The organism is Pseudomonas shahriarae, assembly GCF_014268455.2.
Classification (GTDB): Bacteria; Pseudomonadota; Gammaproteobacteria; order Pseudomonadales; family Pseudomonadaceae; genus Aquipseudomonas; species Aquipseudomonas shahriarae.
Genome location: NZ_CP077085.1, coordinates 3,678,433 through 3,705,176 on the forward strand (window position 1 = coordinate 3,678,433; position 26,744 = coordinate 3,705,176).

General features: G+C 59.1%; 27 protein-coding genes and 1 tRNA gene. 17 read left to right on the forward strand and 11 right to left on the reverse strand.

Annotated features, from left to right (window positions below; translation table 11 throughout):
• Window positions 1-40: 40 nt before the first annotated feature.
• From HU773_RS16240 to HU773_RS16250, 3 genes are all read left to right on the forward strand, one after another.
• Complete coding sequence (locus HU773_RS16240) at window positions 41-880, forward strand: endonuclease (protein WP_057959917.1); 840 nt, start codon at window positions 41-43, stop codon at window positions 878-880.
• 60 nt (window positions 881-940) lie between these two features.
• Window positions 941-1,123 carry a hypothetical protein gene (locus HU773_RS16245; RefSeq protein WP_057441024.1) on the forward strand — a complete coding sequence of 61 codons (183 nt, stop codon included), beginning with the start codon at window positions 941-943 and terminating at the stop codon, window positions 1,121-1,123.
• Window positions 1,124-1,379: 256 nt separating this feature from the next.
• Window positions 1,380-1,943 carry a histidine phosphatase family protein gene (locus HU773_RS16250; protein ID WP_057959918.1) on the forward strand — a complete coding sequence of 188 codons (564 nt, stop codon included), beginning with the start codon at window positions 1,380-1,382 and terminating at the stop codon, window positions 1,941-1,943.
• A gap of 142 nt (window positions 1,944-2,085) precedes the next feature.
• Here HU773_RS16250 and HU773_RS16255 read toward each other — a convergent pair whose 3' ends face one another.
• Window positions 2,086-3,339 carry a ferredoxin reductase family protein gene (locus HU773_RS16255; RefSeq protein ID WP_186625905.1) on the reverse strand — a complete coding sequence of 418 codons (1,254 nt, stop codon included), beginning with the start codon at window positions 3,337-3,339 and terminating at the stop codon, window positions 2,086-2,088.
• A gap of 350 nt (window positions 3,340-3,689) precedes the next feature.
• Here HU773_RS16255 and HU773_RS16260 point away from each other — a divergent pair, with 350 nt between their 5' ends.
• Entirely contained in the window at window positions 3,690-4,052 is a 363-nt protein-coding gene (locus HU773_RS16260; protein ID WP_128593582.1) for an SH3 domain-containing protein, read from the forward strand.
• A 232-nt stretch (window positions 4,053-4,284) separates the two neighbouring features.
• On the opposite strand, the gene HU773_RS16265 is transcribed toward HU773_RS16260, so the two are convergent.
• A tRNA-Ser gene (locus tag HU773_RS16265) sits at window positions 4,285-4,375 on the reverse strand.
• A gap of 152 nt (window positions 4,376-4,527) precedes the next feature.
• On the opposite strand from HU773_RS16265, the gene HU773_RS16270 reads away from it, so the two are divergent.
• The 7 genes from HU773_RS16270 (at window position 4,528) to HU773_RS16300 (ending at window position 8,738) form a co-directional block, all read left to right on the forward strand.
• A complete protein-coding gene (locus tag HU773_RS16270) occupies window positions 4,528-5,199 on the forward strand; it encodes a Bax inhibitor-1/YccA family protein (RefSeq protein ID WP_029293588.1) in 672 nt (223 codons plus the stop codon).
• Window positions 5,200-5,286: 87 nt separating this feature from the next.
• On the forward strand, window positions 5,287-5,679 hold the full coding sequence (tusD, locus tag HU773_RS16275) for a sulfurtransferase complex subunit TusD (protein WP_057960002.1): 393 nt from the start codon (window positions 5,287-5,289) through the stop codon (window positions 5,677-5,679).
• Between the two features lies 1 nt (window position 5,680).
• A complete protein-coding gene (tusC, locus tag HU773_RS16280) occupies window positions 5,681-6,031 on the forward strand; it encodes a sulfurtransferase complex subunit TusC (protein ID WP_057960003.1) in 351 nt (116 codons plus the stop codon).
• Complete coding sequence (tusB, locus tag HU773_RS16285) at window positions 6,031-6,324, forward strand: sulfurtransferase complex subunit TusB (RefSeq protein WP_128593583.1); 294 nt, start codon at window positions 6,031-6,033, stop codon at window positions 6,322-6,324. The genes tusC and tusB overlap by 1 nt, the downstream gene beginning before the upstream one ends.
• Entirely contained in the window at window positions 6,321-6,656 is a 336-nt protein-coding gene (locus HU773_RS16290) for a TusE/DsrC/DsvC family sulfur relay protein (RefSeq protein ID WP_186625904.1), read from the forward strand. The genes tusB and HU773_RS16290 overlap by 4 nt, the downstream gene beginning before the upstream one ends.
• Complete coding sequence (locus HU773_RS16295) at window positions 6,653-7,654, forward strand: glycosyl transferase family protein (RefSeq protein WP_186625903.1); 1,002 nt, start codon at window positions 6,653-6,655, stop codon at window positions 7,652-7,654. Before HU773_RS16290 ends, HU773_RS16295 begins: the two co-directional genes overlap by 4 nt.
• An 88-nt stretch (window positions 7,655-7,742) precedes the next feature.
• The gene (locus HU773_RS16300) at window positions 7,743-8,738 is read left to right on the forward strand and encodes a glutathione S-transferase family protein (RefSeq protein WP_120733461.1); all 996 of its coding nucleotides are present in this window, start codon (window positions 7,743-7,745) and stop codon (window positions 8,736-8,738) included.
• 66 nt (window positions 8,739-8,804) lie between these two features.
• Here the strand turns inward: HU773_RS16300 and cysG are convergent, their stop codons facing one another.
• Genes cysG through HU773_RS16330 form a run of 6 tightly spaced genes read right to left on the reverse strand, consistent with a single transcriptional unit; the run spans window position 8,805 to window position 16,293 of the window.
• On the reverse strand, window positions 8,805-10,199 hold the full coding sequence (gene cysG / locus HU773_RS16305) for a siroheme synthase CysG (RefSeq protein ID WP_128593585.1): 1,395 nt from the start codon (window positions 10,197-10,199) through the stop codon (window positions 8,805-8,807).
• A complete protein-coding gene (gene serS / locus HU773_RS16310) occupies window positions 10,200-11,480 on the reverse strand; it encodes a serine--tRNA ligase (RefSeq protein ID WP_057441423.1) in 1,281 nt (426 codons plus the stop codon).
• A 16-nt stretch (window positions 11,481-11,496) separates the two neighbouring features.
• On the reverse strand, window positions 11,497-11,871 hold the full coding sequence (gene crcB, locus HU773_RS16315; RefSeq protein WP_057441422.1) for a fluoride efflux transporter CrcB: 375 nt from the start codon (window positions 11,869-11,871) through the stop codon (window positions 11,497-11,499).
• On the reverse strand, window positions 11,868-13,193 hold the full coding sequence (locus HU773_RS16320; RefSeq protein ID WP_186625902.1) for a replication-associated recombination protein A: 1,326 nt from the start codon (window positions 13,191-13,193) through the stop codon (window positions 11,868-11,870). Before HU773_RS16320 ends, crcB begins: the two co-directional genes overlap by 4 nt.
• 10 nt (window positions 13,194-13,203) lie before the next feature.
• Entirely contained in the window at window positions 13,204-13,827 is a 624-nt protein-coding gene (gene lolA / locus HU773_RS16325) for an outer membrane lipoprotein periplasmic chaperone LolA (RefSeq protein WP_057960009.1), read from the reverse strand.
• 57 nt (window positions 13,828-13,884) lie between these two features.
• Entirely contained in the window at window positions 13,885-16,293 is a 2,409-nt protein-coding gene (locus HU773_RS16330; RefSeq protein WP_057441416.1) for a DNA translocase FtsK, read from the reverse strand.
• Window positions 16,294-16,814: 521 nt separating this feature from the next.
• Between HU773_RS16330 and aat the strand changes: the two genes are divergently transcribed.
• The 3 genes from aat to infA all read left to right on the forward strand — a co-directional run bounded on the left by aat (window position 16,815) and on the right by infA (window position 18,577).
• Window positions 16,815-17,495, forward strand: a complete 681-nt coding sequence (gene aat / locus HU773_RS16335) for a leucyl/phenylalanyl-tRNA--protein transferase (protein WP_057441414.1) — start codon at window positions 16,815-16,817, stop codon at window positions 17,493-17,495.
• A gap of 55 nt (window positions 17,496-17,550) precedes the next feature.
• On the forward strand, window positions 17,551-18,258 hold the full coding sequence (locus tag HU773_RS16340) for an arginyltransferase (RefSeq protein WP_120733463.1): 708 nt from the start codon (window positions 17,551-17,553) through the stop codon (window positions 18,256-18,258).
• A 100-nt stretch (window positions 18,259-18,358) separates the two neighbouring features.
• Window positions 18,359-18,577, forward strand: coding sequence for a translation initiation factor IF-1 (gene infA, locus HU773_RS16345; protein WP_002553999.1), 219 nt, complete (start codon window positions 18,359-18,361; stop codon window positions 18,575-18,577).
• Between the two features lie 211 nt (window positions 18,578-18,788).
• Here infA and clpA read toward each other — a convergent pair whose 3' ends face one another.
• The gene (gene clpA, locus HU773_RS16350) at window positions 18,789-21,059 is read right to left on the reverse strand and encodes an ATP-dependent Clp protease ATP-binding subunit ClpA (protein WP_057445275.1); all 2,271 of its coding nucleotides are present in this window, start codon (window positions 21,057-21,059) and stop codon (window positions 18,789-18,791) included.
• Between the two features lie 29 nt (window positions 21,060-21,088).
• Window positions 21,089-21,457 (reverse strand): ATP-dependent Clp protease adapter ClpS, encoded by a 369-nt coding sequence (gene clpS / locus HU773_RS16355; protein WP_029293391.1) that lies wholly within the window; start codon window positions 21,455-21,457, stop codon window positions 21,089-21,091.
• Window positions 21,458-21,680: 223 nt separating this feature from the next.
• On the opposite strand from clpS, the gene cspD reads away from it, so the two are divergent.
• Window positions 21,681-21,971, forward strand: coding sequence for a cold shock domain-containing protein CspD (gene cspD, locus HU773_RS16360; RefSeq protein WP_057960026.1), 291 nt, complete (start codon window positions 21,681-21,683; stop codon window positions 21,969-21,971).
• A 79-nt stretch (window positions 21,972-22,050) separates the two neighbouring features.
• On the opposite strand, the gene icd is transcribed toward cspD, so the two are convergent.
• Window positions 22,051-23,307 carry an NADP-dependent isocitrate dehydrogenase gene (gene icd / locus HU773_RS16365; RefSeq protein WP_057441442.1) on the reverse strand — a complete coding sequence of 419 codons (1,257 nt, stop codon included), beginning with the start codon at window positions 23,305-23,307 and terminating at the stop codon, window positions 22,051-22,053.
• Window positions 23,308-23,802: 495 nt separating this feature from the next.
• Between icd and HU773_RS16370 the strand changes: the two genes are divergently transcribed.
• A complete protein-coding gene (locus tag HU773_RS16370; RefSeq protein ID WP_169990005.1) occupies window positions 23,803-26,028 on the forward strand; it encodes an NADP-dependent isocitrate dehydrogenase in 2,226 nt (741 codons plus the stop codon).
• A 212-nt stretch (window positions 26,029-26,240) separates the two neighbouring features.
• Window positions 26,241-26,687, forward strand: a complete 447-nt coding sequence (locus HU773_RS16375; protein WP_128593586.1) for an NUDIX hydrolase — start codon at window positions 26,241-26,243, stop codon at window positions 26,685-26,687.
• The last annotated feature ends 57 nt before the right edge of the window (window positions 26,688-26,744 follow it).

A 26,744-nucleotide genomic window follows, 5' to 3' on the forward strand; every position in this document is an offset into this window, starting at 1 on the left:
GGCACCCCGTTTCGCCAGTTGATGCCGCACTATATTTGGCATGCCTCTACGACCGATGCCCCCTGCCCTGCCCTTCGAATACCCTGCCCACCTTCGCGCCCAGGCCGAAGCTGCGCCGCGTGCGCCCGGCGTGTATTTTTTCTACGCGCAAGGCGATTCGATGCCGCTGTATATCGGTAAAAGTGTCGATATCCGCAGCCGTCTGCTGGCACACCTGCACACTCCCGAAGAAGCGCGCATGCTGCGTCAGGCACAGCGGATCGAGTACCAGCAGACCGCTGGGGAAATCGGTGCACTGTTGCTGGAGTCGCGCCTGATCAAAGAGCTGCAGCCCCTGAAGAACAAGCGCCTGCGCAGGCAGCGACGCCTGTGCTCGCTGCGCATGCACCAAGGCAAACTCGAGATCATCGACACCACCGCGCTAGCTGAGGGGCCACAGTTGTACGGACTGTTCCGCACCCGGCGCATGGCAATCGAAGCGTTGATGCTGCTCGCCGACGAGCATCGCCTCTGTCATAGCCTGTTGGGTATAGAGCCAGCCAACGCAAAGGGCTGTTTCCGCGCGCAGATCCGTAAATGCGCCGGGGCATGCCGGGGCGACGAAACCCATGCAGCCCATACCGAACGTTTGCTGCAGGCATTGGCGCACTGGGCCGTCCACCGCTGGCCATACCCCGCGGCCATTGCGCTGCACGAACGCCATGGCCAGATGGAGCAATACCACGTCGTGGACAACTGGCGGTACATCGGGACTTATGCCTCGGAGGCCGAAGCCCGATTGGCGCCGGCCCTCCCGCCGCAGTCCTTCGATGCTGACAGCTACAAAATTCTTGTCCGTCCGGTGCTGTTCGAGAGCGCCCGTGTGGTGGTGCTGTCGTAGGTGGTGCCTTGCAGAGCCCGTGCGCCAGGAACCTTTTTCATAATCGGGAATCAGTGCTGCATGTTTTCATACCAACAACTCAGCGAATTCCCGATGATTCTCAGAAGATCCCTGCTCTGTATCGCCTTGGTGGCCGCCGGCTTTCTTGCCGGGTACGCCGCAAAACCCAATGACGGGCTGCAAGTGACCGCTGGCCAACTCATAGAGTGTGGCCAGGTGACCATTCCCACTCTGGGCATGTGAGCCATGTTAGGGGGACGGATTTATTTAATTAAACCAATAAAGCATCAGAGAAGCGGTCAGGCATAAAAACCCTCTCTCACAATAAAAACAAAGAAAAAGTCAGCATTGATCCCCTGGCGGAGGAACTAGCACAGATGGGCTAACAGCTGATTGCCCTTATCCGATGGCCTGATTTAATGATTGTGGCTCCACATACCTGCTGGCTAGCTGATACCCTTTTCGGCTCAATGTGCGGCAAGACAAGGACGTGAACACAATGAACAGGGAGATCATCCTGATGCGCCATGGCCAGCCGAATCTGACCATGCTCGGCAAGGTTTCATTATTCGAAATGAAACACTGGATCGAACACTACAACTTATCTGAAATCACCCGCCAGCCCGCCCCGCAGGCGAGCATGCAACTGGCGGCGACCGCTCGAGTAATCGTATCGAGTAGTGCCCCTCGAGCGCTTTCCTCCGTACGGGCGTTGTGTCTTCAGCCTACAGTGGTAGACCCGGTGTTCTGTGAGGCACAACTGCCCCATGGCCGCTGGAGACTGCCGAAGCTCTCTGGGTTTACGTGGGCGTTTATCCTGCGTATTTCCTGGTTGTGCGGTTTCTCGGGAACGGTCGAATCAGCCCGCCAGGCCAAGCTACGGGCCGGCAAGGCAGCGCGACAACTTCAAGACCTTTCCAGCGCCGGGCCAGTCCTGTTGCTCGGTCATGGATTTATGAATCGAATGATCGGCAAGCAGCTCGAGGCTAACGGCTGGACTCGCCAGATTCGTAACGGAAACCGCTACTGGAGCACAGTGGTCTATCAGATGAATCAGCAGTAATGCCCGTCGAGAGAACAACACGCGCGCTTCGTAGAGGCTGGTTTTTACGGATCATCTAACAGCCTCCAGGGATTGCAGCCTAGCTGCTCTCCCAGGAGCTGGATGACCAGCTGGCATGACCTGCAGTAGGCAGTCTATCGAATCAACGGAAGTCGAAAAGTTCGAAGTGAAGATTAGCTTTCGGAATTCGATGGAGATCCATTAGTTCATACACCTTGCTCAGTAGTCCTTTGGGGCCGCAAAAACTGACATGAATTTGGTCCGGTTTGGTTTGAGCCACCGCGTCACTCAAGGTTTCAGCCAACTGCTCAGTCCCCCCCGTATTACGAACAAATTGCGCACCACGCATGGTGGCCATACTTTCCAACTCTTCGGACGGAGGGAAGGCGCGCGAGGGGGTGAAACAATAGACCAGCGTTGCCTTTTCGAAGTCTTTGGCATTCGGATCTTGCAACCAGGAAATAAAAGGCGAAATCCCCACTCCCGCGCCGATCCAGATTTCCCGCTCGGCGTGAGAGGCCCGTTTAAATCTCCCATAAGGGGCGTAGACCGTGGCAAGCATTCCGGCTTTCGCGCACTCGCAGAGCTTTTTGGTGTAATCCCCAAGCCCTCTGATAATGAACTCAATTTGCCCATTCGGACCGTTGGCGCTAGCGATCGTGAAAGGGTGAGGCTCACGCAACCCTTTTTGCTGCATGGCCAGAAACGCAAACTGCCCGGCACTGAAGTCAAATGCTTTATGGATGGGCTCCAGCGTCAAATGCAGCGCCCTGTTGCCCCTATTGACGGTTTTCACCTTGTACTCGCCAGCACGGGCAAAAAAGGGGTAAAGAACCAGTTTGTAAAGGGCTGCCAGCACACCCAACCCGCAGGACAGCGCCAACCAGAGGCCTGAAGGGCTGAACAAAGTGATCGGCGACTTGAAGCTTAACCAATGTAAAATCACGACCAGAAACAATGGCCCGGAGAGCTTGTGCCACCACCGCCACAGGCTGTAAGGAATATTGCGATTCAACGCAAGAAGTACGATCAGACCTAGTGCTACATAGCTCAACTGGCGCACTAGCCGCGTCCAGTATTTTGGCAATTCCAGAATAGGCACGCTGTTCCAGGCATCCAGATTTGCCTTGAATACAAAGTGATACGTGGCGAATACAAGCGCCCAGATACCTAGCCACTTGTGTGACTCATAGACCCGGTCCAAGCCGCCGAATAGATTCTCAACTACCCTCCAGCGACTGGCCAACAGGCAGGAAGCCGCCATATAAACCAGTGCGCAAGCTCCAAGTATCAGGCTGAGAGTTGCCGAAGTGAGCCAAGTATCAACAGGTATTTCAATCAGCAGCGTTAGTGTCGTAATCACTAAGATACCGAGTATGCAGTGCCAGCTCTTCACCGTGAACGCTCCCGTTATGAATATGGTGTCGTAGGCTGAACCTCATCCTCCCTGAAACCGTCAGCGGCCTGATACGTTAGCAGGCTACTGAAATAGGGGGATGACCCAGGTCATATCTAGGGAGAACATGCGAATGAACCCAGCTATGCACGATGTCGCTCGCCACAGCGGTCTTCGGGAGCAGGGTTTCTGTGAGTCGTCCAGTGTCGGGCTCACCGGCAACAATCTCTGGATTCGCCTTATCGTAGCCAGGCTGCCTGAACGAGCTTGGCGCACTGGTCGAGCGAGTGGAAACTGTATCGATGGAGAGCAACTGCTGCTCCGTGCGAACACCACCCAAGGAGGCGATAGTGATCGAATCAAGCTATGTGGTAATTCACTCACATGTCAGCGAATTTCCTGAACCTATGACCCTCCGAACTGGGGACGGCGTTTTGGTTGGGGAGCGATATGATGGTCCCGAAGGCTGGCCTGACTGGTATTTTTGCACTGCCCCGGCCCAAGAACCTGGCTTTGTACCAGCGCAACTCCTTGATCGCCACGTGGACGGCTCCGCAAAGATGCTGGAGGACTTCACTAACAGAGAGTTGGATGTTGTCGAGGGACAAGTACTGCAAGGTAATCGTCAATTGAACGGTTGGTTATGGGCGGTACGGATTTCAGACGGTGCAACTGGGTGGGTGCCCTTAGATAAGGTCCGGCTGCAAGATTGAATCATCTCTGGAATCGTGGATATCGGCGACGCAAGCCTGCTGCTGGGGCTCAGCAATCAGGAAATCACAAAGCGCGCTTACAGAAGGCTCGGCGCCACTACGAAGCCGTCAACATAGAAAAGTTCTGGAACGGTTCCATAATAGTTATGGAACACCGAGCAAATACAAGCCCGCCATGGCCAACCCCCAGAAACACAAAAGCCCCGCAATCGCGGGGCTTTCGTATGAATTTTGGCGGGAAACCAGGGATTCGAACCCTGGGAACGCTATTAACGTTCGCCGGTTTTCAAGACCGGTGCATTCAACCACTCTGCCAATTTCCCTTGCGCAACACAGGATTATAATAGCCCATCCTGTCTCAGCGGGCGCCATAATACCCGAATGAAACACACTGTCAAACTCTCTGCATAGCTTGTTACAGAGCGTCTGTTATGATCTTTGCGACTGAACGTTTCAAAACTGAAGGAGTGTCGCCATGCGCGAACAGGATTACGCAGTTAATAGCAACGTGCAGGCTGAGCAGCTAGAGGTTAGCCGCGTCCTGCGCAATACATACGGCTTGCTCGCCCTCACCCTCGCATTTAGCGGCGTGATGGCGTATGTGGCGCAGCAGATGCGTGTCGGCTACCCGAATATCTTCGTGGTATTGATCGGCTTCTACGGCCTGTTTTTCCTCACCAACAAACTGCGCGACTCGGCCTGGGGCCTGGTGTCGGCGTTTGCCCTGACCGGTTTCATGGGGTTCCTGCTGGGCCCGATCCTGAACCGTTACCTGGGTATGCAGGGCGGCGCGGAAGTGGTCAGCTCGGCATTCGCCATGACGGCCTTGGTGTTTGGTGGCCTGTCGGCCTATGTGCTGATCACCCGTAAGGACATGAGCTTCCTCGGCGGTTTCATCACGGCTGGCTTCTTCGTGTTGCTGGCGGCCGTGCTGGCGAGCATGTTCTTCCAGATCAGCGGCCTGCAATTGGCGATCAGCGCCGGTTTTGTGCTGTTTTCCTCGGTCTGCATTTTGTTCCAGACCAGCGCCATCATCCATGGCGGCGAGCGTAACTACATCATGGCGACCATCAGCCTGTATGTATCGATCTACAACCTGTTTGTCAGCCTGTTGCAGATCTTCGGCATCATGAGCCGCGACGACTGATCCCAGCCTCATCAAAAAGCCCGCTTCGGCGGGCTTTTTGTTGCCTGCGGCTTTATCATTGGCAAAGGTTTGCCTACAGAGTGTTCCATGAAGTTCGCGATTGCGCTTTTTTCCGCCGCCCATGCGCCCTCCTCGCGCCGCGCCCTGCAGTTTGCCCAGGCGGCGTTGGCCGGCGGGCATGAGATTGTGCGGCTGTTTTTCTATCAGGATGGCGTCTACAGCGCTGCCAATTCGGTGGTCACGCCCCAGGATGAGCAGGATATCGCCCAACAATGGCGCGCCTTCGTCAGCGAGCATCAGCTTGACGGCGTGGTCTGCATTGCGGCGGCGCTGCGCCGAGGGGTGTTGAATGCCGAGGAAGCTGCGCGCTACCAGCGCAGTGCGGTGAATCTGGACGCGCCGTGGGCGCTGTCGGGCCTGGGGCAGTTGCACGACGCCATTCAGGACGCCGACCGCCTGATCTGCTTTGGAGGGCCATGAAATGTCCAGATCCTTGTTAGTCATCAGCCGCCAGGCGCCATGGTCCGGGCCCAGTGCGCGGGAAGCACTGGATGTGGTGCTGGCCGGCGGCGCATTCGACTTGCCGATCGGGCTGCTGTTTCTCGATGACGGGGTGTTTCAACTGGCAACCGCCCAGGATGCCAAGGCCGTGCAACAAAAGGATGTGACGGCCAACCTGCAGGCCCTCTCGCTGTTTGGCATCGACGACGTGTTCGCATGCAGCCACAGCCTGGCGGAGCGTGGGTTGACCGCCCCTGATAGCGCGCAGCCACTGAGCAGCGAACAGATTTCCCAGATGATTGACCGTTACGATCAGGTGATGACCCTCTGATGTCGACCTTGCATGTGTTGTCCCACTCCCCGTTTACCGACAGCCGCCTCGGCAGTTGCCTACGCCTGTGTGGCGCGCAAGATGCGATCCTGCTGTGCGGCGATGCAATCTATGCCCTGCAACCCGGTAGCGCCCCCTTCCAGGCCCTGCAAGCCAAGGCCCTGGCCATCTTCGTGCTTGCCGAAGATGCCCAGGCCCGCGGCCTGGCGTTGCCGCAGTGGGCCAGGAGTGTCGACTACCCAGGTTTTGTGCAGCTGTCGATCGACCATGACAAGGTCAACACCTGGCTATGAACACCCTGACTGTAGGCACCCACACCCTTGAGCTGGACAAGGACGGCTACCTGGTTGACCTGAATGCCTGGTCAGTCGAGGTGGCCAATGCCCTGGCGAGCGCCGAAGCGCTGGAACTGACCGACGAACACTGGGAAATCCTCAAGCTGCTCAGGGGTTTTTACCAGCAGTTCCAGTTGTCCCCGGCCACCCGCCCCCTGATCAAGTACACCGCCTTGAAGCTGGGCCCGGAAAAGGGCAACAGCCTGCACCTCAACCGACTGTTCAAAGGCACTCCCGCCAAACTTGCCGCCAAGCTGGCGGGCCTGCCCAGGCCGACGAATTGCTTATGACCGACTTTGCCCCGTTGATCACCGAAACTCCCGCCGAACACCCCTTTGCGCCGTTTGTGCGGATCCTCGGCAAAGGCAAGCGCGGCGCCCGCAGCCTGACGCGCGAAGAAGCCCGGGAAGCCATGGGCATGCTGCTCGACGAGAAAGTCGAGGACTCCCAGCTCGGTGCGTTCCTGATGCTGCTGCGCCACAAGGAAGAAAGCCCGGAGGAGCTCGCCGGCTTCACCGAGGCCCTGCGCGAGCGGCTCAGCCCGCCAGCACTGAAGGTGGATGTCGACTGGCCCACCTATGCCGGGAAAAAACGCCACCTGCCGTGGTACCTGCTGGCCGCCAAGTGCCTGGCGCAGAACGGCGTGCGGATTTTCATGCACGGCGGCGGTGCCCATACGGCCGGCCGGCTGTACACCGAACAGTTGCTGGGTGAGCTGCAGATTCCACTGTGCCGCAACTGGCAACAGGTCGAGACCGCTCTGGAACAAGGCAACCTGGCATTTATGCCACTGGGCGACTGGGCCCCGCAGTTGCAACGCATGATTGACCTGCGCAATATCCTCGGCCTGCGCTCGCCCATTCACTCCCTGGCCCGCATCCTCAACCCGCTGGGCGCGCGCTGCGGCCTGCAAAGCATCTTCCATCCCGGCTACCAGGGGGTACACCGCGATGCCAGTGGCCTGCTGGGTGACAACAGCATTGTGATCAAGGGCGATGGCGGCGAGATCGAGATCAATCCCGACACCACCAGCCACTTGTACGGTACCACCGGCGGCACAAGCTGGGACGAGGAGTGGCCTGCCCTCTCCGCCCAGCGCCACGTCAAGCCCGCCAGTCTCGACCCCGAACATCTAAAGGCCCTGTGGCGTGGTGAGGTACAAGACAGCTACCCGCAATTAGCGCTGATCGCCACCATGGCCTTGGCCCTGCGCGGCCTGGGGCACCCACGGGAACAGGCCTTCGAACTGGCCCAACAGTATTGGGATGCGCGCAACACATCGAACTAGTCGATAATTAACCCCGACCCTTTGCGCTATTTGTTCGAACCCAGACGATTAGACTGCACTCCAACGCTTACTAGCCAAGGAGTCAGTCATGGGTTTGCTGATTGAAGGACACTGGCACGACCAGTGGTACGAAAGTAGCGCAGATGGAGCCTTCCAACGGGAACAGGCGCAACGCCGGCACTGGGTCACCGCCGATGGCCAACCTGGCCCGAGCGGGGATGGCGGCTTCAAGGCCGAGGCTGGCCGCTACCATCTCTATGTTTCCCTCGCCTGCCCGTGGGCGCACCGCACCCTGATCCTGCGCAAGCTCAAGGGCCTGGAAAGCCTGATTGACGTGTCGGTGGTCAGTTGGTTGATGCTGGAGAATGGCTGGACCTTCGACAAGGCCCACGGCTCCACTGGCGACAAGCTCGACGACTTTGCCTTCATGCACCAGCGCTATACCGCCGATACCGCCGACTACACCGGGCGTGTCACCGTGCCGGTGCTATGGGATAAGAAGCTCAATCGCATCGTCAGCAATGAGTCGGCAGAGATCATCCGCATGTTCAACAGCGCGTTCAACGGGCTGACCGGCAACACCCTGGACTTCTACCCCGAACCGCTGCGCCCGACCATCGACGCGTTGAACGAGCGGATCTATCCCGCCGTGAACAATGGCGTGTATCGCGCAGGCTTCGCCACCTCGCAGCAGGCGTATGAAAGCGCATTTGATGAGGTGTTTGCCGAGTTGGATCAGTTGGAACAACACCTGGGCCAGCAGCGCTACCTGGCCGGTGAATACCTGACAGAGGCCGATGTGCGGCTGTTTACCACGCTGATTCGGTTTGACGCGGTGTATTACAGCCACTTCAAATGCAACCTACGACGGATAGCAGATTATCCGAATCTGTCGAATTGGTTGCGAGAGCTGTATCAATGGCCGGGGGTGGCCGAGACCGTGGATTTTGCGCATATCAAGGGGCATTACTATGCCAGCCACCGGACGATCAATCCGACAGGGATTGTGCCGAAGGGGCCATTGCAGGCGTTTGATAGCAAACATGATCGAGAAGGATTGAGCGGTAAAGAGATCTGGCGCTGATGCGCCAGCCTCATCGCGGGCAAGCCCGGCTCCCACGGTGGGTCTGTGTGCAGCCGGGCGACCAGGTTATACCTGGGACTGGGCGCCTTCAAACCACTTCAACTTCTCACGCAACACCACCACTTCGCCTACGATCACCAGGGTCGGCGCATGCACTTCATGCTCCGCCACCAGGCGCGGCAAGTCGGCCAGGGTGCCGGTAAACACACGCTGGTTGGACGTGGTGCCTTGCTGGATCAGCGCAGCCGGGGTGTCCGCCGAACGACCATGGCGAATCAGTTGCTCGCAGATGAGCGGCAAGCCCACCAACCCCATATAGAAGACCAGGGTCTGCGACGGCCCCACCAGGTCATTCCAGGGCAAATCCGAGGTGCCATCTTTCAGGTGGCCGGTGATGAAGCGTACCGATTGCGCATAGTCGCGATGGGTCAAAGGGATGCCCGCGTAAGCCGCGCATCCACTGGCCGCGGTAATGCCCGGCACCACCTGGAACGGGATGCCATGGGCCGCCAGCTCTTCGATCTCTTCGCCGCCGCGCCCAAAAATAAACGGGTCGCCGCCCTTGAGGCGCAGCACACGCTTACCTTGCTTGGCCAGGTTCACCAGTTGCTGGTTGATCTGCTCTTGCGGCACCGCGTGATCGGCGCGGCGCTTGCCGACATAGACCCGCTCGGCATCCCGTCGGCACAGCTCAAGAATCGCGGGGGCCACCAGGCGGTCATACAGCACCACATCGGCTTGCTGCATCAAACGCAGCGCGCGAAAGGTCAGGAGGTCCGGATCACCGGGGCCTGCGCCCACCAGATACACCTCACCTGGTGCATGGGGCGGCTTGCCGTTGACTTTTTCCACCAGCAACCGCTCGGCTTCATCACCTTGCCCCGCCAGTTGCCGATCGGCAATCGGGCCCTGGAAAACCTCTTCCCAAAAAGCTCGGCGTTGCTGAACATCGGGATACAAACCCTTGACCTGGGCGCGAAAGCGCGCGGCCAGCCCGGCCAATTGACCATAGGTAGACGGAATCCAGGTTTCCAGCTTGGCGCGGATCAAACGCGCCAGCACCGGCGCGTCGCCGCCACTGGACACCGCAATCACCAAGGGCGAGCGGTCGACAATCGCCGGGAAGATCACGCTGCACAAGGCTGGCGCGTCCACCACATTGACCGGCACACACCGCCGCCGGGCATCGCTGGACACTTGCGCGTTCAGCGGCTCGTCGTCGGTTGCAGCGATGATCAGGGTGCAGCCATCAAGGTCCGCCTCCTGATAACCGCGCGCAATCAGTTCACCGCCACTGCCCTGCACCAGTTCACGCAACTGATCTTCAATCAGGGGAGCAACCACCCGCAATACCGCGCCGGCATCGGCCAGCAGCCGGGACTTGCGCAAGGCAATCTCCCCACCACCGACGACCAACACACGGCTGCCGCGCAGGTTATGAAACAGTGGCAGAAATTCCATTTAGCCGATGACCTCAACGCCCGCCATGTACGGCTTGAGCACTTCAGGTACACGGATCGAACCGTCGGCCTGCTGGTAGTTCTCCAGAACGGCAACCAGGGTGCGACCTACCGCCAAGCCCGAACCGTTAAGGGTGTGGACCAGCTCCGGCTTGCCGGTTTCCGGGTTACGGAAACGCGCCTGCATGCGTCGGGCCTGGAAATCACCGCAGTTGGAGCACGAAGAAATCTCGCGGTATTTATCCTGGCTCGGCACCCACACTTCCAGGTCGTAGGTCTTCACCGCGCTGAAACCCATGTCGCCAGTGCACAGCGCCAATACGCGATACGGCAGCTCCAGCAGTTGCAGGACGCGCTCGGCGTTGGCAGTCAGGCCTTCCAGGGCTTCCATGGAGGTCGACGGCTCGACCACCTGTACCATCTCGACCTTGTCGAACTGGTGCTGGCGGATCATGCCGCGGGTGTCACGCCCCGAGGCACCGGCTTCACTGCGAAAGCACGGGCTGTGGGCCACGAACTTGATCGGCAGCTGTTTGGCGTCGAGGATCTCGCCGGCCACGATATTGGTCAGCGACACTTCGGCAGTCGGAATCAGGTACAGATCGGCTTCGCCATCGCGGCTGATCTTGAACAGGTCTTCCTCGAACTTCGGCAGCTGGCTGGTGCCCATCAGCGCCGGCGCCTGAACCAGGTAAGGGGTATAAGCCTCTTCGTACCCGTGTTCGCCGGTGTGCAGGTTGAGCATGAACTGCGCCAGGGCCCGGTGCATGCGCGCAATCGGACCGCGCAGCAGAGCAAAGCGCGCACCGGACATCTTGGCGGCGGTTTCGAAATCCAGGCCGCCGGTCAATTCGCCCAGGGCGACGTGGTCCTTGATCTCGAAATCAAAGGCTTTTGGCGTACCCCAGCGGCGCACTTCGACGTTACCGTCTTCATCTTCGCCGACCGGTACCGACTCATGCGGCAGGTTGGGAATGCCCAGCAGGATGGAATCCAACTCGGACTGAATCTTGTCCAACTCGACCTTACCGTCAGACAGCTCGCTGCCCATACGCTCGACGTCCGCCATCAACGGCGCGATGTCTTCGCCACGCTGCTTGGCCTGACCGATGGATTTGGAGCGCGCATTGCGTTCAGCCTGCAGTGCTTCGGTGCGGGTCTGGACGGTCTTGCGCTGTTCTTCCAGCGCTTCGATGCGCGCAACATCCAAGGCAAAGCCACGGGATGCCAGGCGGTCCGCTACGTCCTGAAGGTTGCTACGTAACAGTTTGGAATCGAGCATGTCGGTCTCTCGTTTATCAAAGTTTGGTCAAGGACAGGCCGGCCCAGGTGGCGAGCAGCCCGCCGAATACACTGATGGCCGCATAGCCTATCGCCAGCGGCACTTGCCCACTTTCCAGCAGGCGCACGGTATCCAGTGAAAAGGATGAAAAGGTGGTCAGGCCGCCAAGGAAGCCCACCATCAACCCGGCGCGCACCTCAACAGGCACCTCCGGGCGTAACAGAAACAGGCCGTACAACACGCCGATCAACAGGCAGCCCACGATATTAACGGCCAGCGTCGCGGTATAGAAGTGTTTCGGCCAATTGGCGTTAATCCAATTACCGGTGGCAAAGCGCAATAAGGTACCGGCCACACCGCCAACAGAGACTGCGACCACCAAGGGAATCATAGTTTTCTCCGTTGTTTGGGGCTCAGGCGATCAAGTTGCGCCAGGTGGTTGAGCTTTTCCCCGATCTTCAACTCCAGGCCACGGGGCACCGGCTGGTAGAACGGTTGCGGGGCAAGCTCGTCGGGAAAGTAGTCTTCACCGGCGGCATAGGCATCCGGTTCATCGTGGGCGTAGCGGTACTCATCGCCATAACCCAATTGTTTCATCAGCTTGGTCGGTGCATTACGCAGGTGCAAAGGGACTTCCAGCGAGCCGTGCTCGGCCGCGGCGCGCAATGCCGATTTGAAGCCCATATACACCGCATTGCTTTTCGGCGCGCAGGCCAGGTAGGTGATGGCTTGCGCCACCGCCAACTCACCTTCCGGGCTGCCCAGGCGCTCCTGGACTTCCCAGGCCGCCAGGCACAGGCTCAGGGCCCGTGGGTCGGCGTTGCCGATGTCCTCGCTGGCCATGCGCACCACGCGCCGGGCCAGGTACAGCGGGTCGCAGCCGCCGTCGATCATGCGGGCGAACCAGTACAGCGCGCCGTCCGGGTTAGAGCCGCGCACGGATTTGTGCAACGCGGAAATCTGATCGTAAAAGGCTTCGCCGCCCTTGTCGAAACGCCGCCGGGTATCGCCCAACAGGCTTTGCAGCAGGTCGACGCCAATCTCACTATTGTCTTCGGCAAGGTCGGAGGCGTTTTCCAGCAGGTTGAGAAACCGCCGGCCATCGCCGTCTGCCGCCGCCAACAGGATCTTGAAACCCTCGTCACCCAGACTCAGGTGGCGCTTGCCCAGCCCCTTGTCCACGCTCAGCGCCCGCTGCAACAGCTTCTGCATCGCTGCTTCATCGAGACTTTTGAGCACATACACCCGCGCTCGCGAGAGCAAAGCGTTGTTCAGCTCAAACGAGGGGTTTTCCGTGGTCGCACCGATAAAAATCAGCGTGCCGTCTTCCACGTAAGGCAGGAACGCATCCTGCTGCGACTTGTTGAAGCGATGCACTTCGTCGACAAACAGGATAGTGCGCCGGCCATATTGCCCGGCCTGTTGCTTGGCGACTTCCACCGCCTGGCGGATTTCCTTGACCCCGGCCAATACCGCCGAGACCGTTTCAAAGTGTGCATCGGAGACCTTCGCCAGCAGCCGCGCCAGGGTGGTCTTGCCCACGCCCGGCGGCCCCCAGAAGATCATCGAGTGCAGGGCACCCTGCTCCAGAGCTTCGCGCAGCGGCTTGCCACGAGCCAGCAAGTGCTCCTGCCCGACATACTCATCCAGGTTGGTCGAGCGCAGGCGCGCGGCCAATGGCTGGGCAATCGGGTCACTGCGAAACAGGTCCATGGGCGGCTTTTTACTCCTGGATCACATCGGCACCCTTGGGGATGTCGAACTTGAACGTCTTGGCCGGGACCGACTCATTGGCCTTGACCCCGGTGAACAGGATATTGGTGCGCTGGCCGACACTGTCGATCAGTTGCATATCGTTGATCACCCCATTGCGGAACGACAGGCGCAGGCTGTCGAACAGCGTGTCCTTGGACTTGGGCTTGAGGGTGAAGTCGATCACGTTGCTTTGTTGCTTGGAGGTAATCTCGAAGCTCTCGCTGATCTGCGACACATCACCCGACAGCAGCAAGGCCGGGGTCTGGCTCAGGCGTGGGTCGAGGGTCTTGATGGTCGCCTGCTCCAGGTCCGGGTCCCACAGCGTGACTTTCTTGCCATCGGAGACAATGGTCTGCTCATTGGGCGCGTCGGTTTTCCAGAAGAACAGGCCGGGACGCTGCACGGCCATTTCACCGGCCGTTTCCTGCAACTGCGTACCGCCACCGTCCAGGGTCAACTGGGAGAAGCGCGCGGTCAGGGTCTTGGATTTGTCCAGCAAGTTGGTCAGGCTCGCGACGGATGCCTGGTCGGCGTGGGCCGAAAACGCGGTCAGGGCCAATGCCGGCAACAACAGCATGCGGATAAGACGCATGGGAGTCCTCATAGAATGATGTGAAAGGCGCGCCGCGTGCTGCCACGCGGCGCGAGGTCAGTCGCGCATCGGCCCTGGCGCGATGACTTCGCGCGAGCCGTTGGTGTTCATGGCCGTAACGACGCCGGCCATTTCCATGGACTCGATCATACGCGCGGCGCGGTTGTAGCCGATCTTCAGTTTACGTTGCACCGCCGAGATCGAGGCGCGACGGCTTTCCAGCACGAATGCCACCGCTTCGTCGTACAGCGCGTCAGTCTCGGCATCATCGTCGCCGCCACCGCTGCCACCGTCGAAACCGCTGCCGGCTTCTTCGACACCCGCCAGGATATCGTCGTTGTATTCCGGCGCACCCCGCAGTTTCCACGCCTCGACCACGCGGTGCACCTCGTCATCGGACACAAATGCACCGTGAACGCGGATCGGCAGGCTGGTGCCGGGCGGCATGTAGAGCATGTCACCATGGCCCAGCAGTTGCTCGGCACCGCCCTGGTCGATGATGGTCCGTGAGTCGATCTTGCTCGACACCTGGAACGCCATGCGGGTCGGGATGTTGGCCTTGATCAGGCCGGTGATCACATCCACCGACGGCCGCTGGGTCGCGAGGATCAAGTGGATCCCGGCCGCACGGGCCTTCTGCGCGATACGCGCGATCAGTTCTTCAACCTTCTTGCCGACGATCATCATCATGTCGGCAAATTCGTCGACCACCACCACGATGGTCGGCAACTTGGTCAGCAGCGGCGCTTCATCGTGAATGCTTTCGCGCTTGTACAGCGGGTCGGTCAGCGGCGTGCCGGCGTCCTGGGCTTCCTTGACCTTGGCGTTGAAGCCGGACAGGTTACGCACGCCCATCTTCGCCATCAGTTTGTAGCGCCGCTCCATCTCGGCCACGCTCCAGCGCAGGGCGTTGGCGGCGTCCTTCATGTCGGTCACCACCGGGCACAGCAGGTGCGGGATGCCTTCGTAGATCGACAGTTCGAGCATCTTCGGGTCGATCATGATCAGCTTGGCGTCTTCCGGGCCGGACTTGAACAGGATCGACAGGATCATCGCGTTCACACCCACCGACTTACCGGAACCGGTGGTACCGGCAACCAGCAGGTGGGGCATTTTCGCCAGGTCAGTGATCACCGGCTTGCCGCCGATGTCGTGCCCCAGGGCCAGGGTGACCGGCGACTTGAAGTTGTCGTATTCCGGGGTCGATAGCACTTCGGAGAAGCGCACGATCTGCCGGTCTTCGTTGGGAATCTCGATACCCACGGTGGTTTTGCCGGGGATCACTTCCACCACCCGCACGCTGGTAACCGCCAGGGAGCGCGCCAGGTCTTTGGCCAGGTTGGCGATACGGCTGACCTTGACCCCTGCGGCCGGCTGGATTTCGTAACGGGTAATCACCGGGCCGGGGTGGATCGAATCCACCGACACTTCGACGCCAAACTCCTTGAGTTTGATTTCCAGCAGATGGCCGACGGCCGCCAGGGATTCCGGGGAATAGTTGAGTTGCTTCTTTTCCGCCGGATCGAGGATCGAGATCGGCGGCAAAGTGCCCTCGACGGCGCTGTCGATAAACAGCGGCGCCTGCTTTTCCTTTTGCACGCGATGGCTTGGCTCGGGCGCCTTGACCGGCGCCGGGGCGATAACCGGCGGCACTTGCTTCTCGCGGTCGGACATGTGCTTGGTCAGGGCCTGCTCGCGCTCGATCAGGCGCTCCTTGACCTTGGCCTGCTCACGGCGGTCCGGCGTACTCGGGGCCACCACTTCGTTGACCCGGGTGTCGACTTCACGCAATTGCGCGACCATGCGCTTGCGGTCCACACGGGCGGCCCACCAGCGGTTGGCGGCACCCTGGAACAACTCGAACAGATCGAGGGTGATCTTGCCGGTCACGTCCATGACCTTGAACCACGACAAGTCGGTAAATACCGTCAGACCAAACAGGAACAGGGCAATGAACGTCAGCGTGCTGCCCTGGATATTCAGGGTCCTGCGGGCCAGGTCACCCAGGCTTTCGCCCAAGGCACCGCCCGCGCCAGCCGGCAGGCCGGTCGGTGCATGGAAGTGAATATGCGCCAGGGCCGCGCCCGACAGCACCAGGAACACCAGGCCGATCAGGCGCCAGGAGAACAGCCAGCCGCTCCACTGCCACGGCTCATGGCGCTGGCGGAAGATCTGCCAGGTCTTGATCGCCAGCAACAACGGGAAGATATAGGCGAAATAGCCCAGGATCATGAACAGGATATCGGCGCTGTAGGAGCCCACAGGCCCGCCGAAGTTCTGCACATCGTCGATCTTGCTGTTATGGCTCCAGCCCGGATCGTCCTTGCCATAGGTCAGCAAGGCCATCATCAGGAACAGGCATAAAGCACCGATGGCAATCAGCGCGCCTTCCTTGAGCCGATAGTGCAGGTGCTGGCGCCAGGCCGGTACTACTGCTGTTTTGGGTGCTGCGGCGGATTTCTTCAAAACGGGTCTTTTCCTGCGCCTTAAGCGCGTCCAACAGTTGAATGACTATAAAAATACTGCCCAATCCGGACAGATGAAAAGTGAATGAGCGTCGTCAAGCGTCCTTTAACACTCCGAGATTGAATCATGCGCCGACGTTAACGCCAGCCCACAAGGACATAGTGCCGCCATTGTACGGGTTTGTGTGCCCGTTGCCACGCTGCCGGCTTCGCTCATGGAGCATCATCCGGCGCATTGCCGATGCATTTCAATTTGAGCATGCATTGTCTTTACTGACAAAGGCTTATGAGCTGTTTTTATCAGACTGGACAAGCTTTACCCAGCATTCCCGCTCAACGGATGGCGACATGACGCGATTACGACCGCATCACCGCTATAGAGTTGCAGAAACACCCGCTCATGCATCAGGGTACGGATTACATGATCGGGCTGGCCGAGTGGCGCCGGCTCGACAATAATCACTGCTTAACGCGGCGGGCCCCGGCCTGTCACCGCCCTCCCCTTCTGTAAGCCTGAATACCATGCTCACCTGGTTGCAACGCAACACCTTGACGTTTCCACCGCTGGCCAAAGCCATGCGTGAACCCAACGGCCTGCTGGCTGCCGGTGGCGACCTGTCCGCCGACCGCCTGGTCCAGGCCTATCGCCACGGCTGTTTCCCCTGGTTCTCCGAAGGCCAGCCCATCCTATGGTGGTCGCCAGACCCACGCACGGTGCTGTTCCCCGCCGAACTGCACGTGTCCCGCAGCCTCGCCAAGCTGCTGCGCCAGCAACGCTACGAGGTCACCTTCGACCAGGACTTCGCCGCTGTCATACAGGCCTGTGCTGCGCCACGCAGCTATGCAGACGGCACCTGGATCACCGAAGCCATGCAGAACGCCTATCTGCAACTGCACCAACGGGGCTACGCCCATTCCGTTGAAGTCTGGGACCAGGGCGAACTGGTCGGCGGCCTGTATGGCCTGGCCATGGGCCAGTTGTTTTTTGGCGAGTCGATGTTCAGTCGCGCAGACAATGCCTCGAAATATGGCTTTGCCACGCTCGTCAGGCAATTGCAGGCCTGGGGTTTTGTGCTGATCGACTGCCAGATGCCCACCGATCACCTGCACAGCCTCGGCGCCCGCGCCATTCCCCGCAGCGACTTTGCCGGTTACCTGCGCGACCATCTTGATCAAGCCAGCAGTGGGCCGTGGGTTTCTTAGGCGACATGCGCGCACCTGGCTTACACTTATTTCAAAGCTTATCCGAGGGTTGATCATGACCGAGTTGGCGCGCTTGAAGTTTTATGCCACTCAACCCCACTCTTGCAGCTACCTGCCCGAAGAACAGGCCACTACGCTGTTCCTCGACCCCAGCCAGCCGATGGACGTGCATGTGTATGCCGACCTGTCAGAGATGGGCTTTCGGCGCAGTGGCGACCACCTGTACCGGCCGCACTGCCAAAACTGCAACGCCTGTGTGCCGGCGCGTATCCCCGTGGCGCAATTTTTAGCCGATCGCAATCAAAAACGCATCCTCAAGCGCAATGCCGACCTGATCGTGACCCCCGCCAAGCCCGGCTTCAGCGAAGAGTACTTCGACCTGTACCAGCGCTATATCGAACAACGCCACGCCGACGGTGACATGTTCCCACCCAGTCGTGATCAGTTTTCCACGTTCCTGGTGCGCGACCTGCCGTTCTCGCGTTTTTACGAATTCCGCCTTGAGGGAAAGCTGCTGGCGGTCGCGGTCACCGACCTGCTGCCCAATGGCTTATCGGCGGTCTACACCTTTTACGAACCCGCCGAAGAGCGCCGCAGCCTCGGGCGCTTTGCGATTTTGTGGCAAATCAGTGAAGCCTCCCGGCAAAACCTGGACGCGGTGTACCTCGGATACTGGATAAAAAACTGCAAAAAGATGAATTACAAGACCCAATATCGGCCCATTGAGCTGCTAATTAATCAAAGATGGGTCACGCTTAACTAGAACCCCTTGGCTTAAACACCCTTTTTCGGGCACAATGCACGCCGCTTTTGCCTGGCGCAGTTGCACCGGGCCATTCACTGGATACCGAGGGCTTTACTGCATGTCGAAAGAAGACAGCTTCGAAATGGAAGGCACTGTCGTCGACACCCTGCCCAACACCATGTTTCGTGTGGAGTTGGAAAATGGGCACGTCGTAACCGCGCATATCTCCGGCAAGATGCGCAAGAACTACATTCGTATTCTTACCGGTGACAAAGTGCGCGTCGAGCTGACGCCCTATGACTTGAGCAAAGGGCGCATCACTTACCGCGCTCGCTAAACAAGTCAATACAAGACGCCCGGTTATGCCGGGCGTTTTTGTGCGCGCTATAAAATTAATGCGGGAACGGGCTTGCTCGCGATAGCTGTGTGTCAGGCAATACATCTGGCACCGATACACCGCTATCGCGGGCAAGCCCGCTCCCACATTTTGATTGCAGCGCTTGAGAAATAGCAAAAAGGCGCCGAAGCGCCTTTTTGTTGTGTTGCGATCAGGCCATTTCAGCAGTGGTCTCGAAGTCGAAGGTCAGCTCGCCATCCTTCAAGTCGATATGCACCACGCCACCATGGTCGGAGAGCTCGCCGAACAGGATCTCTTCGGCCAATGGCCGCTTGATCTTGTCCTGGATCAGACGCGCCATTGGGCGGGCGCCCATTGCCGCGTCGTAGCCGCCCTCGGCGATCCAGCTGCGTGCCGCTTCCGTCACCTCCAGCTGCACGCGCTTGTCTTCCAACTGCGCCTGAAGCTCGGTAAGGAACTTGTCCACCACGCTCTTGATCACCTCATGGCTGAGGCGACCAAACTGGATAATGGTGTCCAGGCGGTTGCGGAATTCCGGCGTGAAGCTCTTCTTGATCACTTCCATGGCGTCGGAAGAGTGATCCTGATGAGTAAAGCCAATGGAAGCCCGCGCGGCCGTCTCGGCACCGGCGTTGGTGGTCATGATCACGATCACGTTGCGGAAGTCCGCCTTGCGCCCGTTGTTGTCGGTCAGGGTCCCGTGGTCCATGACCTGCAGCAGCAGGTTGAAGACTTCCGGGTGGGCCTTTTCGATTTCATCGAGCAGCAGTACGCAGTGCGGCTGCTTGGTAATCGCCTCGGTCAACAGACCGCCCTGATCGAAGCCGACATAGCCCGGAGGCGCACCGATCAGGCGCGACACGGTGTGCCGCTCCATGTATTCGGACATGTCGAACCGCACCAGCTCAATGCCCATGGCCTTGGCCAACTGCCGCGCCGCTTCGGTCTTGCCGACGCCGGTAGGCCCGGCAAACAGGAACGAACCCACCGGTTTGTCCGGCGACTTGAGGCCAGCCCGGGACAGCTTGATCGCCGTCGACAGCGAGTCAATCGCCGCATCCTGGCCAAACACTGTCAACTTGAGGTCGCGCTCCAGGTTACGCAGCAGCTCTTTGTCGGAGCTGGTGACGTGTTTTGGCGGAATTCGCGCGATTTTCGCCACGATATCCTCGACCTGCGGCACTTCGATGCGCTTCACACGCTTCTCTACCGGCTGCAGGCGCTGGTAGGCCCCGGCTTCGTCGATCACGTCGATGGCCTTGTCGGGCATATGCCGGTCATTGATGTAGCGCGAGGCCAGCTCGGCGGCTGCACGCAGCGCCTCATCACTGTACTCGATGCCGTGGTGCGCTTCGAAACGCCCTTTCAGTCCCCGCAGGATGCCAATAGTGTCTTCGACCGAAGGCTCGGACACGTCGACTTTCTGGAAGCGACGCGCCAGAGCACGGTCTTTTTCGAAGATCCCGCGAAACTCCTGGAACGTGGTCGAACCGATGCAACGGATATCACCCGAAGACAGCAGCGGCTTGAGCAGGTTGGACGCATCCATCACCCCACCGGAAGCCGCACCGGCGCCAATGATGGTGTGGATTTCATCAATGAACAGGATCGCCTGCGGACGCTTTTTCAGCTCGCCAAGCAACGCCTTGAAACGCTTTTCAAAGTCGCCACGGTACTTGGTCCCGGCGAGCAGCGCGCCCAGGTCCAGGGAGTAGACAACGCTGTTGGCCAGCAGGTCAGGCACCTGATTATCAACAATGCGCTTGGCCAGGCCTTCGGCAATCGCGGTCTTGCCCACGCCCGCCTCGCCCACCAGCAAAGGGTTGTTCTTGCGACGACGCGCGAGGATCTGCGCAACACGCTCAACTTCCATCTCACGCCCCACCAGCGGATCAATCCGCCCCTGGCGCGCCAGTTCGTTGAGATTGCTGGCGTAGGCATCCAGCGGGTTGCTTGAAGAAGAAGACTCACCGCCCTCGTCGTCCTGCATATCCTGCTCACCCTCGGAATGATCGCCATGCCCTGGCACTTTCGAGATGCCATGGGCGATGTAGTTGACGACATCAATGCGCGCCACGCTCTGCTGCTTGAGCAGGAACACGGCCTGGCTTTCCTGTTCGCTGAAGATGGCAACCAAGACATTGGCGCCCGTCACTTCGCGCTTGCCGGAGCTCTGCACGTGGAAGACAGCACGCTGCAACACCCGCTGGAAGCCCAGGGTTGGCTGGGTCTCACGGTCCTCGTCATGCACAGGGATCAGTGGCGTGGTGGAGTCGATGAACTCCTGCAGGTCATGCTTGAGTTTGTCGAGGTTGGCGCCGCACGCACGCAGAACGGTGGCGGCAGCTTCGTTATCCAAAAGTGCCAGCAGCAGGTGTTCGACGGTCATGAATTCATGACGCTTCGAACGGGCCTCCTTGAAGGCAAGATTGAGGGTGACTTCGAGCTCGCGGTTTAACATAGCTTCACCTCATACCCAAGTGGTCGGAGTTAACCGTCCTTCTCGATTTCACAGAGTAGCGGATGCTGGCTTTCCCTGGCGTACTGGTTGACCTGCATGGCCTTGGTCTCGGCGATGTCGCGGGTAAACACTCCACATACTGCCCGTCCTTCTGTGTGAACGGCCAGCATTACCTTGGTCGCCAACTCGCGGTTCAGATTAAAAAACACCTCGAGTACTTCGACGACGAAATCCATCGGCGTGTAGTCATCATTGAACAAAACCACCTTGTACATCGGCGGCGCCTGTAAAGCAGGCTTGGCCTCTTGAACAGCGATGCCTGCAGAACCGTCATCGTCTTCTAGATGATCCGGGCGATCCTGATTGAATGTTAGTCGAATCTGGCTGAATGCATGCATGAAAGAAAGGTTCGTCTGTTGTGCATTTACAGTGATGGGGGCGACCTGTCAGAAATTCAACTCCGACCGACTGGTCACCTTGACTATCGGCAAAACGGTGTTACAACCAATAGAACCCACAGTGGGTAAAAAAGGTCCGCGCAGTCAACCTTATTTATTCGGGTTAGGACGGATAAACTGGATGATACTCCAGTGATGGAGTCTGGTGCAGAGGGATATGGGTATGTCTGGCGTCAAGATCAGTGGCAAGGTCAAATGGTTCAACAATGCCAAGGGCTACGGCTTCATTAACGAAGACGGCAAAGAGGATGATCTTTTTGCGCATTACTCGGCGATCACGATGGACGGATACAAGACCCTTAAAGCGGGTCAATTAGTATCCTTTGAAATCGTCCAGGGGCCCAAGGGCCTGCATGCTGTCGCCATCTGCGCAGTCGAGCCTGGAAAAACCAACGAAGACAGGCACGACAAGGCAGATAAATCCGCTCATTCGAAAAAGAAACAAACGGCCTGATCCGCCACCGAGCAGATACCACGCATAAAAAAACGGCCATCCCGAGCAATCAGGATGGCCGTTTTTCATAGCCTTCGACTTACATATGCGAAATCAACGCATCGCCGAAGCCCGACGACGACACCAGCTTGGCGCCGTCCATCAGGCGCTCGAAGTCATAGGTCACGGTCTTGGCCGAAATCGCCCCGTTGGTGCCCTTGATGATCAAGTCGGCCGCCTCGGTCCAGCCCATATGGCGCAGCATCATTTCCGCCGACAGAATCAGCGAGCCCGGGTTGACCTGGTCCTTGCCCGCGTATTTAGGCGCAGTACCGTGGGTGGCTTCAAACATCGCCACGGTGTCGGACAGGTTGGCACCCGGTGCAATACCGATACCGCCCACTTCTGCCGCCAGGGCATCGGAGAGGTAGTCACCATTGAGGTTCAGGGTGGCGATCACGTCATATTCGGCCGGGCGCAGCAGGATCTGCTGGAGCATGGCGTCGGCAATCGCATCCTTGACCACCACATTGCGGCCGGTGCGCGGGTTCTTGAACTGCATCCACGGCCCGCCATCGAGCAGGGTCGCGCCGAACTCTTCGGCCGCCACTTCGTAGGCCCACTCCTTGAAGGCACCTTCGGTGAACTTCATGATGTTGCCTTTGTGCACGATGGTCAGCGACTCACGGTCGTTATCCACTACATATTGCAGGGCCTTGCGCGCCAGGCGCTTGGTGCCCTCTTTGGAAACCGGCTTGATGCCAATCCCGCAATCCTGGTCGAAACGGATCTTGGTGACACCCATTTCCTCTTTGAGGAACTTGATGACCTTGGTTGCTTCGGGCGAACCGGCCTTCCACTCGATACCGGCGTAAATATCTTCGGAGTTCTCACGGAAGATAGTCATGTCCACATCGCCTGGCTTCTTGACCGGGCTTGGCACACCTTCGAACCAACGCACCGGACGCAGACAGACATACAGGTCCAGCTGCTGGCGCAGGGCAACGTTCAGCGAGCGGATACCGCCACCGACCGGCGTGGTCAGCGGACCCTTGATGGAAACCACGTAGTCCTTGACCGCATCCAGGGTTTCCTGGGGCAGCCAGGTGTCCTGGTCGTAAACTTGAGTCGCCTTCTCGCCGGCATACACCTCCATCCAGGAGATTTTGCGCTTGCCGCCGTAAGCCTTGTTAACAGCTGCATCGACCACCTTGATCATCACCGGGCTGATGTCGACGCCAATACCGTCACCTTCGATGAAGGGAATGATCGGGTTGTCAGGAACATTGAGAGAATGGTCTGCGTTGACGGTGATTTTGTCGCCGACTGCCGGAACCTGAATCTTCTTGTATCCCATGCTGAACTCCGTTTGTGGATTGAACATCTGGCTGTGCCCGAGCCTACTCCAGTTGAATGTGGACTGGAACCTTGCGCCCGGTACATTTGCTGCGAAAACGGTAGATTTAGTCGCCTACAACCTTGAAACAAAAGGGAAAAACGCCAAACTTGAGCACTGCGTGCGACTTTAGGCGCAATCCGGTCCATGCGACCTTTAGACCAATGGACGATCCACCTTTTGTATGAAGGCTCGGCGTAAGCATAGCGACCTATGTATAATGCCGCCGCTGACCAAAGAGTCACGACGGCCGACCGCTCTATATCGAGCACCTGCGCCTGAAAAAGCCGGGCTGCCACCGTAGCCCACCCGCTTGACGCTCGACTGATGCAACCCAACATCACCGCGAAGAAACATCGACATTCGGCTCATGGATGACTTTGAACGAACGCGCTTTACCCGGCGCATCTCGAGTTTCCGCGCACGCTTTTAGCAAAGAAGAGAGTTAATCCGAATATGCCCACCCGCTCGAAGATCATCTATACCTTCACCGACGAAGCCCCAGCCCTCGCCACCTATTCACTGCTGCCTATCGTAGAGGCCTTCACCGCTTCCGCTGATATTGAAGTGGAAACCCGCGATATCTCCCTCGCAGGGCGCATCCTCGCAAGCTTCCCCGAGCAACTGGGCACCAAGGCCGTTGCGGACCACCTCGCCGAACTGGGCGCCCTGGCCGTGACCCCCGAAGCCAATATCATCAAGCTGCCTAACATCAGCGCCTCGACCCCGCAGCTGCAAGCCGCGATCAAGGAACTGCAGGCCCAGGGCTACGCCCTGCCGGACTACCCGGAAACCGTAACCACCGACGCGGAAAAAGAAACCCGTGCACGTTACGACAAGGTCAAGGGCAGCGCCGTAAACCCGGTCCTGCGCGAAGGCAACTCCGACCGCCGCGCCCCACTGTCGGTCAAGAACTATGCGCGCAAGCACCCGCACAAAATGGGTGCCTGGGCTGCTGACTCCAAGTCCCACGTCGCTCACATGAGCAACGGCGACTTCTACGGCAGCGAAAAAGCCGTACAGATCGAAGCCGCCGATGCGGTCAAGATCGAACTGGTCGGCAAGGATGGCAGCACCACCGTCCTGAAAGAAAAGACCACCGCACTGGCCGGCGAGATCCTCGACAGCGCCGTGCTGAGCAAGAACGCCCTGCGCAGCTTCATCGCCGCCGAAATCGAAGACGCCAAGAGACAAGGCGTGCTGCTGTCGGTTCACCTGAAAGCCACCATGATGAAGGTCTCCGACCCGATCATGTTCGGCCAGATCGTTGCCGAGTTCTATAAAGACGCCCTGGCCAAGCACGCTACCGTGCTGGAACAGATCGGCTTCAACCTGAACAACGGCATCGGCGACCTGTACGCTCGCATCAAGGCCCTGCCGGCCGACCAGCAAGCGCAGATCGAAGCCGACATCCAGGCGGTCTACGCCGCTCGCCCTTCCCTGGCGATGGTCAACTCCGACAAAGGCATCACCAACCTGCACGTGCCGAGCGACGTGATCGTCGACGCCTCGATGCCAGCCATGATCCGTGACTCCGGCAAAATGTGGGGCACCGACGGCCAGCTGCACGACACCAAGGCCGTGATCCCGGATCGCTGCTACGCCACCATCTACCAGGCGGTCATCGAAGACTGCAAGGCTAATGGCGCCTTCGACCCAACCACCATGGGCAGCGTGCCAAACGTTGGCCTGATGGCGAAGAAAGCCGAAGAGTACGGTTCCCACGACAAGACTTTCCAGATCAAGGCTGACGGCGTAGTCCGCGTCACCGACAGCAAGGGCAAGCTGCTGATGGAACAGTCGGTTGAAGCCGGCGATATCTTCCGCATGTGCCAGACCAAAGACGCGCCGATCCAGGACTGGGTCAAACTGGCCGTCAACCGCGCCCGCGCCAGCAACACGCCAGCAATTTTCTGGCTGGACCCGCTGCGCGCCCACGACGGCGTCGTGGTCGAGAAAGTTCAGGCCTACCTGAAAGACCACAACACCGAAGGCCTGGACATCCGCATCATGTCGCCGGTCGACGCGATGAAGTTCACCCTGGAACGCACCCGCAAGGGCCTGGACACCATCTCGGTGACCGGCAACGTACTGCGCGACTACCTGACTGACCTGTTCCCGATCATGGAACTGGGCACCAGCGCCAAGATGCTGTCGATCGTGCCGCTGATGAACGGTGGCGGCCTGTTCGAAACCGGCGCTGGCGGTTCGGCTCCAAAACACGTGCAGCAACTGCTGGAAGAAAACTTCCTGCGTTGGGACTCCCTGGGCGAGTTCCTGGCCCTGGCAGCCTCCCTTGAGCATTTGGGTGTGAACTACAACAACCCGAAAGCCCTGGTACTGTCCAAGACCCTGGACCAGGCCACCGGCCAGTTCCTCGACAACAACAAGTCGCCATCGCGCAAAGTCGGCAACATCGACAACCGCGGCAGCCACTTCTACCTGGCGCTGTACTGGGCACAAGCCCTGGCCGCCCAGACTGAAGATACCGCGCTGCAGGCGCAGTTCGCTCAACTGGCAAAAACCCTGGCCGAGAACGAGGCAACCATCGTTGCCGAACTCAACGCCGTGCAGGGCAAGCCAGTGGACATCGGCGGCTACTACGCGCCGAATCCTGAGCTGACCAGCAAGGCTATGCGTCCGAGCGCTACCCTCAATGCGGCGATTGCTGCATTGAAGTAATGCTGTAGGGCGACATCACAAACCCCGGCCATGTGCCGGGGTTTGTCTTTGTGTCCAACACCGCTTTAATGAAAAAACCCGAGCAAATGTGGGAGCTGGCTTGCCTGCGATAGCAGTCTGCCAGTCGGTACAGATGTAGCCGAGCCACCGCCATCGCAGGCAAGCCAGCTCCCACACTGATTAGGCCCAACCCCACCGAATTCGAGGCCGCTATGACCTGGCAACCCCACATCACCGTCGCCACCATCGTCGAAGACAATGGCCGCTTCCTCATGGTCGAAGAGCTCAAGGGCGGCCGCACCGTGCTCAACCAGCCTGCCGGCCATCTCGACCCGCACGAAACCCTGACCGAAGCCGCCGTGCGCGAAACCCTCGAGGAAACCGGCTGGGACGTCGCAGCCACCGGCATCGTCGGCATCTATCTGTACACCGCTCCCAGCAATGGCGTGACCTACCAGCGCGTGTGCTTTGTCGCCAAGGCCTTGCAACACCACCCGGACTATCAACTGGACGAAGGCATCGTGCGCGCCCGCTGGCTGACCCGTGACGAGTTGATGGCCTTGCGCGATGACTGGCGCAGCGAGCTGATCATGCGTTGTATTGACGATTATCTGGCCGGCCACTGCCACAGTCTCGAATTGATCCGTCCTTCTCTTTAGCCTTGCGGGCTCGGGCCTGCTAGAATCGCGTCCTTTTTAAAGACACCCGTTGAAATC